A 12018-nucleotide genomic window follows, 5' to 3' on the forward strand; every position below is an offset into this window, starting at 1 on the left:
CTGCGTCACTACTACCGGTGGGGCGACTGGGGATTGGCAACACGTGAAAAACACGCCAATTATTACCGACCTCCGCCAAATGGCTACGCATGCGAAACGTCCTCGTGACTGGCGCGCGTGGTCAGATCGGTTCCGAACTCATTCCCGCACTCCGGGCCCGGGACGACGTGGAAACCGTCGTCGCGACGGATATCGAAGAACCCGATGACGACGGCGGCCCGACGGAGGAGATCGACGTCCGGGACGCCGAGGCCTTCGCGGCGGCGCTCTCGGAGTACGACGTGGACACGGTCTTTCACCTCGCGGCGATCCTCTCCGCGCGCGGCGAGGATCACCCACAACTGGCCTTCGAGGTGAACATCGAGGGATTCCACAACGTGCTCGAAGCCGGCCGGGAGCACGACCTCGATCGGCTCGTCGTCCCGAGTTCCATCGCGGTCTTCGGCCCCGAAACGCCCACGAACCCCGGCGAGATGACTACGCTCGCGCCCCGGACGATCTACGGCATCTCGAAGGTCTTCGGCGAGCACATGGGGAATTACTACAGCTGGAACTACGATCTGGACGTGCGTGGCGTCCGACTCCCGGGTATCATCAGCCACAAGACCCTCCCCGGTGGTGGCACCACCGACTACGCCGTCGAGGTCTTCTACGATGCCATCGAGGAGGGCGAGTACACCTACTTCGTGCGCGAGGACACCGAACTCCCGATGATGTACATGCAAGACGCCATCCGGGCGCTCATCGGGATCGCGACGGCCGACCGGGAGTCCCTGGAGTACCCCTGTTCGTACAACGTCAGCGCACTGAGTTTCACCGCCGGCGAACTGACCGCGGCCATCCAGGAGCACCTGCCCGATTTCGAGGCCCAGTATGAACCCGACGACCGCCAGGACATCGCCGACTCCTGGCCCGATTCAGTTGATGACTCCGCGGCCCGCGAGGACTGGGGCTGGGAGCACACCTACGACCTGGAGACGATGACCGCGGACATGCTCGAGCACCTCGAAAAGAAGTTAGGGTAATGGTGATCGAGGGATTCGAGCGGACGGAATAGACGAGTTGACATATTCCAGCTACCGTGTTGCATACAGACGTTGTGTTCAGCACAGCATGCAAAATCATCGGTTAATCGGACAGATCCGTTACGGTAGTCAACGGAACCCAAATGCTTTTCTCTATACAGAAGTATATTATCTGTATATCATGTCCGGTGCTGGAACAGCTCCAAACGACGACGAGCCGGAGATGACTCAGGTCAATCTCCGAATCAGCAAAGCCTTCCTCGAGGACATCGACGGGACGTGGAAAGAGGAGGGATTCAACTCACGGAGCGAGTTTCTGCGATACGCCATCCGTGATGCAGTCAAACATCCTGCCTTCACTCGCGAGGGGTGGAAGCAGATTGCCGCAAGCGAACATGGCTTGCGCCTCGGCGATGAGGAACTGGTAAACCGCGACGAGGTCGTTGGAGCGATGGACGACGATGTCGACCAGTAAGGACTGGACTTGGAAGTTCGCTCCCGCTGCGCTCGATCAATTCGAAGATCTCGATTCACACGTCCAGGATCGTATCGTGTCGAAGCTGGACGACATTGTCGACTCCGAGTGGCGTGAACCTGATGACTACCTCGAACCGCTGGCAGGTGGCCCGTTCTCGAAGCTTCGTATCGGGCAATATCGACTCGGCTGTGTCCTGAATTGGAACGACCACGTACTGGAAGTGCACCGCATCGAACACCGTGGAGCCGCGTATACTGCCGACGATTGAACACGACCACCTGCTGAAATCGCGACTTGTATTCAACAGCGAAGAGCTGCGATCATTCACATCCCGTCCCGCAGCAATCCGTCGTCCCGTCCGAAGCGAGAATCGACCGCCGACTCAGAACAAGCTCAGATCAGATCGAGGTCCCGACCGACCTCCTCGTAGACACGCAGGGCCTCGTCCAGATCTTCCTTGGAGTGACCGGCACTGAGCTGATTGCGGATCCGGGCCTCGCCCCGGGGCACCATCGGGAAGACGATGGGGAGTGCGAAGACTCCGTTCTCGAAGAGTCGGTTGCCGAGTTCCTGGGCCTTGTTGCTGTCCCCGACCATCGCCGGGACGATCGGCGTCTCGCTGCGCCCCGTATCCCAGCCCATCGACTCCAGTTCGCTGGCGAAGTACTCGCGATTCTCCCAGAGTTTCTCCACCCGGTCGGGCTCGTCCTCGATGATCTCCAGGGCCTTCATGTTGGCCGCGGCGATCGCCGGCGGGTAGCCCGCGCTCAGGAGCCAGGTCCGGGCGGTGTTGTAGGCGTACTCGACGACGTGCTCGTCGCCGGCGAACATCCCACCGAAACCGCCGACGGCCTTCGAGAAGGTCCCCATCTGGAAGTCGATCTCGTCCTCGATGTCGAACTCGCTCGCGATTCCGTGCCCACCGCCCAGGACACCTTCACCGTGAGCGTCATCGACGTAGGTCATCGCGCCGTACTCGTTTGCCAGGGACTGGATCTCGTCCATCGGCGCGATGTCCCCGTCCATCGAGAACACGCCGTCGGTCACGACGATTATCCGGTTGTACTCCTCGTGGACGTCTCGCAGGGTGTCCTCCAGGTCGCCCATGTCCGTGTGCTCGTAGATCTTCACGTCCGCCGGCGAGAGGCGCACACCGTCGATGATGCTGCCGTGATTCAGTTCGTCGGAGAGGAAGACGTCGCCGTCCTCCAGCAACTGGGGGAGCACGCCGGCGTTGACGGCGAAGCCGGTCTGGAAGGAGACCCCGGCCTCGGTGTTCTTGTAGTCCGCGATGGCCTGGTTCAGGTCCTCCTGGATCTCCATGTAGCCCGCGATCGACCAGTCCGAGCCGGCGCCCATCCCGTACTCGCTGATCGCGTCCTGGGCGGCCTCCCGTACTCGCGGGTCGTTCGCCAGGTCGAGATAGTTGTTCGCCGCAAGGAGGATCGCCTCCTTGCCTTCGACGGTGACGTTCGGCTTCGAGGGGCCCTGGAGCTGTCTGAGCTCCCAGGTTTCGCCCCGCTCTCGCATCGCTTCGAGTTTCTCGGCCAGGTACTGTGTGTCGCTCATGGCTGGTGCCACGTTCCTCTTGGGGCCACCGTGGCAAAAGCGTACCCGCAAATTTCGCCCGAATCAGTGCAACGTTCCGTCCCGGTTTGCCACGTCCGCGGCGAACAGCGCGTAGCCGACCTCGGCTGCGGTATCGCCTCGCTCGTCGGCCAGTTCTCGAATCGGCCCGATCATCTCGACGTAGTCGGCGGCGTCGAAGGACTCCTTGCGACCGTCGAGGTAATCGAGACGCTCCAGGCTGGCCCAGACACGGGTGTCGACCACCGCGTGTCGCTCGGGAGCCAGTGCCGCGAGTACGGCCGAAGCCGTCGGGGCCTTGAAACCCCGGAGCCCGGACAGGAGATGGATCTTCGAGAAGTCGCCGTCGACGGCGAGCACGTTTTCGGTCACCTCGACACAGCGCTCGGCCGGGTTCTCCCGAACGTGATAGGCGCTGCGGGTCGAGGTCTCGTAGGCCAGCTCGTACAGTTGCTCCCGGGTCAGATGCCCCTGGGCTCGATACTGTTCGCCGATGGCGTCGAGTCGCTCCGGCAACACACCCTGGGTGTCCGCGTAGCGAGCCAGTTCCCGTTCCACGTCGAATTCCATTGGGCTCCGGTTGGGCGGCCAGCCTGAAAGCGGCCGGTGTTCCGGCACGCCAGTTGTCTGGCGGGCACAGAATCGGACTGGGGAGAATTGGGCGGGTAGAACAATCCTTTTGGCGCTCAACGGCCAAGTCCCGGTAGATGGCACTCAGCGAGGACATTCGGGACGCTCTCTCGGAGGTGTACGATCCGGAGATTCCCGTCAACATCGTGGACCTCGGATTGGTTTACACCATCGAGGTCGAGGAGGACACCGGTTCGGCACACATCGAGATGACGCTGACGAGCATGGGCTGTCCGATCGCGGACAGCATCAAGCGGAACGTCACGGTGGCCGCCGAGTCGGTCGAGGGGGTCTCGGACGTGGCGGTCGAACTCGTCTGGGAGCCGCCGTGGGGCCCGGAGAAGGCGACCGAATCCGGCAAGGCCAAGCTCGAATCGATGGGGATCCGGGTCCCGAACTACGACGACGAGGGCGAAGCGGACCCGGCCGGCCCCGAGACGCCGTTCTGATTGTCGCCGCTATTTTCGCCTGGTTCCTGATCGATCAGTTCTCGTCGGAGTCGGTGCCCTGCCCGTGGCCGTGGTGGAGGCCGTGATTGTGCTCGTGGTCGTCGTCTGATTCGTGTTCGTGGCTATGGTCGTGGCCATGCCCGTGTTCGTGCTCGTGGTCGCCATGGCCGTGCCCGTGTCCGTGCTCGTGGTCGCCATGCTCATGATCGTGATCGCCGTGATCGTGACCGTGGACGTCCCCGGGGTCGACAGCCTCTAGCTCACCTGCCTCCCACTGGGCGAGGGCCTCCTCTACCGTTCCCTCGGCCCCGCGGAAGACTTCGATGCCGGCGTCCTGCAACCGTGAAACCGCCCCGCGACCGATATCCCCGGCGACGACGACATCAACGTCGGCGTTCGCGATCGTCACTGGGGGTGGACTGGAATTCGGGCCGTGACCACCCTCGTGCTCCAGGAACTCGATTTCCTCGGTCTCGGTGTCGACGACCGTGAAGACGGCCGTGCGGCCGAAGTGAGTGGCGACGGGGGCGCTCCGTTCGTCTCGGTTCGTCGACGGAAGTGCGACGCGCATGCCGGGGCTAGGGTGCCAGCTGTTGTGAACGTTTTTCTCCCGGCCCGATCCAAGGACTCCTATAGCATCGCGCTCCTACACTCGCCCAATGGGTGCGGGAGTACTCGTCTGTGGCGGGGGATCGACCCGGTTCGGGGACCGCGATAAGGTCTGTGCGGACCTCGCGGGTCGCCCGCTCGTGCGCCACGTGGCCGATCGGATCGAACCGGTCGTCGACGAACTCATCGTCAACTGCCGGGCGGACCAGGCCGACTGTCTCGACGCCGTCTTCTCGGGGTACTCCAGCCCGGTCCGGTTCGCCCTGGACGAGATCGAGGACGCCGGTCCGATGCATGGCATGGAACAGGGACTCGCCGCGACCGAGTCCGAGTACGCCGTCGTCGTCGCCTGTGATATGCCCTTCGTCGATCCCGATTTCGTGGCCGCACTCTTCGAGATCGCGGCGGACCACGAGGCGGTGCTGCCCCGGCACGGGGAGGGCAACTGGTATCAGCCACTGCAGGCGGTCTATCACGCTGACGCGATGGTCGCGTCGATCCGTGCAGCCGTCGCGGACGGCGTGGAGCGGCCGATCAGTCCGGCCCTCGACCTTGATGTCGTCACGATCGAGGGCGACCGGCTCCGGGGGCTGACCGACGAGCGAACCTTCTTCAACGTGAACACGCAGGCGGACCTCGAACGGGCCGAACAGCTACTCGAAACGGTCGAACACTGACTCGCCTGGGACACGATAACAAATCGCCCGATAGCGGGCGTGCACCACGTGTAGCCAACCTTTTGAAGGAGAACAGCGTACGTGACTCCTGAATGGCCGTGTCGCTGGGGCAATCTGAACCGGATCGGACGGTGAGAGTCAGATGACCCGTTTCACACAAGTGCCCGAACCGGAGGAGCGCGAGCTCCGGGTCGTCATCCAGGTTCAGCCGAAGACGGGCTGTCCACTCGTCGAGTTCGAGGGCCGCTCGGAAACGCTCAAATCACAGCTTTCGGGGGACATCTGTCACTGCGAGGCGATCGTCGAGGACGCGGATACCCGGGTCGAACACACCACCAAGGACGTCTCCGATCCCTGTGTCTGTTCGGTGTTCCACGAGAACGCCTGTGTCGCGGACATCACCGACGCCGGGGAACGGGGGCTCACGATCACGACTTACGTCCGGGATCGGACGGTCCTGGAAGAACTCATCGAGGACCTCAACAACGTGGGCGACTCGGTCCGTCTCGTCGAGATCACCTCGAACTACGACGGCAATATCGACAAGCGGGTCGAACAGGTGGATCTCTCCTCGCTGACGGAGAAACAGCGATCGGCGGCGAAGCTCGCGATCGAGATGGGCTACTACCAGCGGCCACGCGAGACCTCCCTGGAGGAGATGGCCGCCGAACTCGACATCTCCCAGCAGGCCCTCTCCCAGCGTCTCGGGGCCGTCGAGGAGAAACTCATCACACAACTGTTTACGGACGCCTGATCGTTCGATTTCCGGTTTCGCAGTGACACCACTACCATGGGGTGCGTTCACACGACATTCGATTGTCACTTCCTCACACTGGTATAAAAAGAGCTTGTCCCTGAAAGAATAGGTCTCTCCCCTGTCTGGCGGTTACGAATAGCTGGCTACTGGTGACTGTCCAGATGACAAATACAGATGGTGCGGGTGGGCGACGCCGCCCGCTCTCAGGGGACGAGATGGGGACTCTCGACGGCCAGGACTACGACGAGGACCTGGGCCGGCGGATGGCTCGCGACGCCAGGCGGGTGTCAGATGGGACGCTGTCCGAGGCCGAGTTTCACGAGAAGTACCACGAGGAAGTACTCGAGGAGTTCGGACGAGACGACCGACCGATCGAAACGGGGAGTGATACATAGATGTCAGAAACAGACGCGAACGACGGTGGCGTCCGGCGGCGCACCCTGCTGAAGGCCGGCGGGGCTGCGGCGGCGGTGGGATTGACCGGTGTCGGCATCAACGCGGTGGGTGAGGAAGCCGAGGCCGCAAGCGACGAATCGGGACGCGAAACGGTCCACGGGAACTGTTGGATCTGTCGAGCCTCCTGTGGGCAGGAGGTCACGGTCGCGGACGGCAAGGCGATCGATCTGACCGGCGTGGACGGCCATCCAAAGGCCAGCGCCGGTGAGGGTCGTGAGGGAACCCTCTGTTCGAAGGGGATGGGACAGCTGAACAAGACCTACAACCCTAACCGGATTCGCGAGCCACACATCCGGGAGGACGGGGAGTTGCGTGCTGCCTCCTGGGACGAGGCGATCGAATTCGCCGCCCAGCGACTCGAGGAGTTCGCCGAGGAACACGGGCCGGAGAAATTCCTCCGGTATCAGGGGTACCCGCTCGGGAAACACCCCTGGCACGATCTGGTCTTCAAGAACCTCTACGGCGCGCCGATCAAAGTCGGTCGGAAGACGACCTGTCACGGCCCGTTCTCCGATTCCTGGGCGTGGATGTCCGGCTACGGCCGGGAGTGGCCCGACTGGCAGAACTCCGAGTACATCATCGCCTGGGGCCGCAACGTGATGGAGTGTTTCCGCGGCCAGTGGGAACCGAAAGGGGTCCTCGACGCGAAAGAGCGCAACGACGCGACGGTCGTCTGTATCGACCCACGGTACACCAAGACGGCCGAAGTCGCAGACCAGTGGATCCCGATCAAGCCCCGGACCGACGGCGCACTGGCCCTGGCGATGGCCAACGTCATTATCGAGGAGGGGCTCTACGACGAGGAGTTCATTGGCAACTACACCCACGGCTTCGAGTCCTACAAGGAGGCAGTCGCGGACAAGACTCCCGAATGGGCCGCGGAGATTACGGACGTCGACGCGGACGTGATCCGCGACATCGCCATCGGCTTCGCCGAGGCCGCGCCCAGTTCGGTGGCGTTCCCATGGACCGGGATCGCCTACCAGTCAAACGGGTTCAAGAACGCACAGAACATCCAGGCGCTGAACGGCTTGGTCGGAAACATCGACAGTAAGGGTGGCACTCGGCAGTGGACCGCCGGGTTCGGCCTCGATGACCCCCACGAGAAACAGGGCATCGACGTGCCGGCGAACTACGAGGACCAGCCGACCCCGGATTACGACGATTACCCGTTCCAGCGACACGTCCGGGACCTCTCGCACAACCTCGTTCCCAAAGCCGTCGAGCGTGGTGACATCAAGGGCTTTGTCAACAACTGGTCACAGCCACCCAAGAGTGGGAACACGCGGGCCTGGTTCGAGGCCCTGGAGGAGATGGACCTGGTCATCACCGTCGACGCGTTCTGGACCGGGGTCAGCAAACGGGCCGACGTGGTGTTCCCGGGAGCTTCACAGCTCGAACAACCGTTCCTCCAGACCGGCGGTGACGGTTCGTACAGCACGAACGGCTGGGTGACGGGCTCGAAGCCCGCGATCGAACCGGTCGGCAACTGCCGCCGGGACTATCAGGTCTACAAGGCTCTGGCCGAGGAGATGGGCTGGGGCGAGTACTTCCCCTGGGAGACCGGCGAGGAGTACTACGACAGCCAGCTCGAGGCGATCGGGCTGTCCTTCGACGAACTCGACGAGAAGAGCTACGAGATCGTGGCCGACTTCGAGTACCGCCAATACGAGGACGGCGGGTTCGACACGGAAAACGGGCTGTTCAACTTCGATCTGGACGCCAAACCGGAGTACAAGGCTCTGGCCGACGATATCGGCGTGAGCACGGCTCCGGCGTGGCATCCACCTGACGACGATCTGTTCGGGGAGACCACGAACGAGGAGTACCCGCTCCTGTTCACCGACCTCATGGTCGAACAGTTCTCTCGCGGCCACTGTCAGGCGCTCTCACAGTCCCTGGAGGCCTACGCCCAGCGGTTCGGGCACGAGGACGAGGACTACCGCGGCAACTACCTGCACATCAACCCGAAGGACGCCAAAGCACGCGGAATCGAGGACGGCGACTGGGTCAAGGTGCAATCCGCGGACGACGAGATCGAACTCATGGCCAACCTGTGGGAGGGCATTCGGCCCGGCTGGGTCGGGACCGAGAACGGGTTCGGCGTCGGTTCGGCCCAGCCCGACGAGGAAGGTGCAAACAGTATGCTACTCAACAAGGAACGGCACGTCGAGCCGACGACCGGGATGACCGCACGGAACCACCCTGTCGAGATCGAGCGTCTCGGAGGTGAGCCCCGATGACTGAGCAGTGGGGCTTTTACTTCGACGCGGAGAAGTGCATCGGCTGTCACGCCTGTACGGTCGCCTGCCGGGTCCGAAACGACGTCGAGGCGGACGGCCCCAAGTGGCGGCGGATCGTCCACGCGGAGAACGGGACCTTCCCGGATTACGAGCAGGTCTCGGTCTCGATTGCCTGCATGCACTGTGAGGACCCGCCGTGTCGGACGGTCTGTCCCACGGGCGCGATCGAGAAGCGCAACGAGGACGGCATCGTCGTGGTCAACCAGGACAAGTGTATCGGGTGTCACTACTGTGCCTGGAGCTGTCCGTACGGTGCGCCGAAGTTCGACGACAACAACAAGATGCAGAAGTGCCACCTCTGTTTGGGCGAAGGTGGCGGCGATGGGTACGGCTCCCCGCCGAAGGCAAAAGAGGAAGACGGCGGGACGAAACCTGCCTGTGTCGATAACTGCGTCGGCGGCGCGCTCAAGGCCGGTCCGATGGACGAACTGACGAAAGAAGTCACCGACAGCGCCGTCAACCAAGCCACCCAGCGGAAGGGGAACATCATCATCGAGGCCGGTGGACCCACAGTGACCTTCGAGAGCGAGTCAGACTAAGACGAATACCATGGCAGAAACTACACAGACAACTCAACGGAGCCTGTTCAAGCCCGAATACCGGGCAGCGATCGCCACGGTGGTCGCCATCGTGGTGACCTTCGGGATCTTCATCGGGGTCACGGGGTACCATCCCCCGGTGACTCAGTGGGTTCCAAGCGCGGTCGGGCTCGTCGGGCTCGAGGTCGCGTACTCGACGTACAACGACCTCTGGCTTGTGATCCGTATGCTGCTCGGGGCCTACATCACGTTCGTACTGCTCGTGGTGGCCCTCCAGCTGGTCGGGACCTGGCGTCGACTCATCGTGGACGCCGGAGGTGAGTCCTGATGTCGACGATGACTGGCGAGAGCACGCTGACCCGGTTCACCGACGTGCAGGTCTACGCCCACGGGCTACTGGCGCTCTCGATTCTCCTCCTGTGGGTCACCGGCCTGCCGATCACGTTCCACGATCCATTCGCGTGGCTCATGGCCATCGTTGGCTATGACAACGTCGTGCTGGTTCACGTCGCCGCGGGGGCATTGTTGATCCTCACGTCGGTGTTCTACCTCGTCTACGGGCTGCTGGGGATGGTCGGTGGCGTAACGACACTCTCGAACATCCTGCCCGGCCTGGGGGACATCCGCGAAGCGGTCGAGCACATGAAGTACCTCGCTGGGCGTCGCGGGCAGCCCGCCTCGGGGAAGTACACCTTCCTCCAGAAGGCGGAAGTCTGGATCATCGTCGCCGAGACGACGGTCATGATCGCGACGGGCGTGATCCTGTACGCGGGCACGTTGAACGGTGCGTCGCCGGCGCCGGCCTTCCTCATCACCCGGGACATCCACGCCATCGTCGCCGTGACGATGCTGGTGGGGGTGACCTTCCACCTCTTCATGACCCACGCCAAGGAGTTCCCGCTCGATCGCTCGATGTTCACCGGGAACGTCACGCTGGGTCGGGCCTGTGAGGAGTGGGAGGGCTGGGTCGAGACCTCGGTCGGGTACTTCGACGTGTCCTGCCCGGAGGAGACCCATGCGACCGCACTCACCACGAGTGTCATCGTCGGGATGATCCTCTTCGGTGTCGTCTGGACGGGGATCATTCTGGAATACGTTCTCTCGCCGGTTCCGACCGGCGGGCTGAGCGTCGCGCAGGACGTGGCACCGAACGCGATGCCCGGTGGGTTGCTGGGAACTATCTACTCGATCGGGCTCAACATCGCGATGCTGGTCGTCTTTGCGGCGATCGTGGCCCTGGCCTACGGGTTCTACGATCGATGGACTGTTGCCGAATGAGCCGAATTCCCAGTTAATCATGTCCCACTCGTTTCGTTTCCGTCACGATCCGACCCAGGTACAGCCCACGCGAGCGGACGTGCAGATGACCCGATCGACGAGTGGGAGGAACGCATGACAGAACCGCTCGAGGACGTCGATATCGGCCGGATTTACGGCCTGCTCTCGGAGTGTTTCAAGCACCCGGACGAGCAGTTCACCGAGGACGTCGGCGCGGGCGCGCTGGAGGCCGAACTGGAGCCGGTGGCCGAGACCCTCGATATCGAGTACGAGACGGGGGTCGATCCGGACCTCGTGCCCGAGTCGGCCGCGGCCTTCGATAACGAGTACATCTCGCTGTTCGAGGCCTTCGAGACGCCCTATGCCCCGGCGGTCGAATCACCGTACAAGGAGTGGCACGAGGGGGTCGCCGGTGACGGGTTGCTGGATGGCCCACCTGCTGATGACATGCGCGAGCGCTATGCCACACTCGACATCGAGATTCCCGACGCGTACATGCCCGACCATCTGGCGCTCCTGCTAGAGTACGCTTCGCTCCTCGTCGAGGCTGGAACCGAGGAGCAACACCGGGTGTTCGTCGCGGACCACCTCGATTGGCTCCCGGCCTTCCGAAAGCTGGTCGCGGACGCCGCCGCGGACGCGCCGTTCCACCGCCGGTATGTCACAGTCACCGACGCCGTCGTCCGGGCGGTTCGCCAGGATCTCGGTATCGAGGAACCGGATGCAGAAACCGTCCAGACGATGCTCAGCCGTGTCGAGGACGGGATGGAGGGCGTCCCCGAGGAGAAGACCTTCCGGCCGTAACGGGCCGTTCCGATCTCGTTTTCGAATCGACGGATAGAGTGTGGACTCTTCGATTGTTGCGCAAGCAGGAAATGGGGGTGGATGGGTGCTCCCCGGGCGCTCGGTACGTTCCCTCGACGAGGGCATTTGATACTCGGAGGTAGGGGTATGAGTGTTTTGTGCTCGCCCCTCGATTCGACGGACCTAAACCGCTGGACGGCAGCGGAACAACGAAGGTTCTCGGCCCCGTAGCTCAGGTCGATCATGGCCCCGGATTCCACCACGGGACGGTACCACGACTGGCGGTCGTTTCTGCGTTGTCCGGACTGTGGACGGGACACGGTCACCCTGGAGCACTACGACGACGGGACGATGTTTCGGTGCGACCACTGCGGGGCCGAGGCGTGGGCCGCCAACGTGGTGTTCGAGACACAGTAGTCGGCCGGG

Annotated in this window: 16 protein-coding genes; 13 read left to right on the top strand and 3 right to left on the bottom strand. The window is 63.0% G+C overall.

All coding sequences use genetic code 11. From position 1 onward, the window contains the following. Positions 1-89: 89 nt before the first annotated feature. The 3 genes from RH831_RS05125 to RH831_RS05135 all read left to right on the top strand — a co-directional run bounded on the left by RH831_RS05125 (position 90) and on the right by RH831_RS05135 (position 1771). Positions 90-1025, top strand: coding sequence for an NAD-dependent epimerase/dehydratase family protein (locus tag RH831_RS05125; RefSeq protein WP_310553179.1), 936 nt, complete (start codon positions 90-92; stop codon positions 1023-1025). A 181-nt stretch (positions 1026-1206) separates the two neighbouring features. Then, the gene (locus tag RH831_RS05130) at positions 1207-1500 is read left to right on the top strand and encodes a ribbon-helix-helix domain-containing protein (protein ID WP_070365504.1); all 294 of its coding nucleotides are present in this window, start codon (positions 1207-1209) and stop codon (positions 1498-1500) included. Further along, positions 1487-1771 carry a type II toxin-antitoxin system RelE/ParE family toxin gene (locus RH831_RS05135; protein WP_310553180.1) on the top strand — a complete coding sequence of 95 codons (285 nt, stop codon included), beginning with the start codon at positions 1487-1489 and terminating at the stop codon, positions 1769-1771. The genes RH831_RS05130 and RH831_RS05135 overlap by 14 nt, the downstream gene beginning before the upstream one ends. Positions 1772-1896: 125 nt before the next feature. On the opposite strand, the gene RH831_RS05140 is transcribed toward RH831_RS05135, so the two are convergent. Both RH831_RS05140 and RH831_RS05145 read right to left on the bottom strand, forming a co-directional pair. Beyond that, a complete protein-coding gene (locus tag RH831_RS05140; RefSeq protein WP_310553181.1) occupies positions 1897-3072 on the bottom strand; it encodes an aminotransferase class I/II-fold pyridoxal phosphate-dependent enzyme in 1176 nt (391 codons plus the stop codon). A 63-nt stretch (positions 3073-3135) separates the two neighbouring features. After that, positions 3136-3660: a hypothetical protein gene (locus tag RH831_RS05145; protein ID WP_310553182.1), complete on the bottom strand. Its 525-nt coding sequence runs from the start codon at positions 3658-3660 to the stop codon at positions 3136-3138. Positions 3661-3797: 137 nt separating this feature from the next. Between RH831_RS05145 and RH831_RS05150 the strand changes: the two genes are divergently transcribed. Further along, entirely contained in the window at positions 3798-4169 is a 372-nt protein-coding gene (locus RH831_RS05150) for a metal-sulfur cluster assembly factor (protein ID WP_310553183.1), read from the top strand. A gap of 34 nt (positions 4170-4203) precedes the next feature. Here the strand turns inward: RH831_RS05150 and RH831_RS05155 are convergent, their stop codons facing one another. Beyond that, on the bottom strand, positions 4204-4740 hold the full coding sequence (locus tag RH831_RS05155) for a NifB/NifX family molybdenum-iron cluster-binding protein (protein WP_310553184.1): 537 nt from the start codon (positions 4738-4740) through the stop codon (positions 4204-4206). An 88-nt stretch (positions 4741-4828) separates the two neighbouring features. On the opposite strand from RH831_RS05155, the gene RH831_RS05160 reads away from it, so the two are divergent. The 9 genes from RH831_RS05160 to RH831_RS05200 all read left to right on the top strand — a co-directional run bounded on the left by RH831_RS05160 (position 4829) and on the right by RH831_RS05200 (position 12009). Next, on the top strand, positions 4829-5455 hold the full coding sequence (locus RH831_RS05160) for a molybdenum cofactor guanylyltransferase (protein WP_310553185.1): 627 nt from the start codon (positions 4829-4831) through the stop codon (positions 5453-5455). Between the two features lie 142 nt (positions 5456-5597). Beyond that, complete coding sequence (locus RH831_RS05165; protein WP_310553186.1) at positions 5598-6209, top strand: helix-turn-helix domain-containing protein; 612 nt, start codon at positions 5598-5600, stop codon at positions 6207-6209. Positions 6210-6427: 218 nt separating this feature from the next. Next, positions 6428-6607 carry a 4Fe-4S ferredoxin N-terminal domain-containing protein gene (locus RH831_RS05170; protein WP_310554138.1) on the top strand — a complete coding sequence of 60 codons (180 nt, stop codon included), beginning with the start codon at positions 6428-6430 and terminating at the stop codon, positions 6605-6607. Further along, entirely contained in the window at positions 6608-8911 is a 2304-nt protein-coding gene (locus tag RH831_RS05175) for a molybdopterin-dependent oxidoreductase (protein ID WP_310553187.1), read from the top strand. Beyond that, complete coding sequence (locus tag RH831_RS05180; protein WP_310553188.1) at positions 8908-9510, top strand: 4Fe-4S dicluster domain-containing protein; 603 nt, start codon at positions 8908-8910, stop codon at positions 9508-9510. Before RH831_RS05175 ends, RH831_RS05180 begins: the two co-directional genes overlap by 4 nt. 10 nt (positions 9511-9520) lie before the next feature. Beyond that, positions 9521-9838, top strand: coding sequence for a hypothetical protein (locus RH831_RS05185; RefSeq protein WP_310553189.1), 318 nt, complete (start codon positions 9521-9523; stop codon positions 9836-9838). Continuing rightward, complete coding sequence (locus RH831_RS05190) at positions 9838-10788, top strand: cytochrome b/b6 domain-containing protein (RefSeq protein ID WP_310553190.1); 951 nt, start codon at positions 9838-9840, stop codon at positions 10786-10788. Before RH831_RS05185 ends, RH831_RS05190 begins: the two co-directional genes overlap by 1 nt. Positions 10789-10902: 114 nt before the next feature. Next, on the top strand, positions 10903-11592 hold the full coding sequence (locus tag RH831_RS05195) for a molecular chaperone TorD family protein (protein WP_310553191.1): 690 nt from the start codon (positions 10903-10905) through the stop codon (positions 11590-11592). Positions 11593-11835: 243 nt separating this feature from the next. Further along, positions 11836-12009, top strand: a complete 174-nt coding sequence (locus RH831_RS05200) for a hypothetical protein (protein WP_310553192.1) — start codon at positions 11836-11838, stop codon at positions 12007-12009. The last annotated feature ends 9 nt before the right edge of the window (positions 12010-12018 follow it).

Origin of the sequence: Halodesulfurarchaeum sp. HSR-GB (assembly GCF_031432215.1) — an archaeon.
Taxonomy (GTDB): Archaea; Halobacteriota; Halobacteria; order Halobacteriales; family Halobacteriaceae; genus Halodesulfurarchaeum.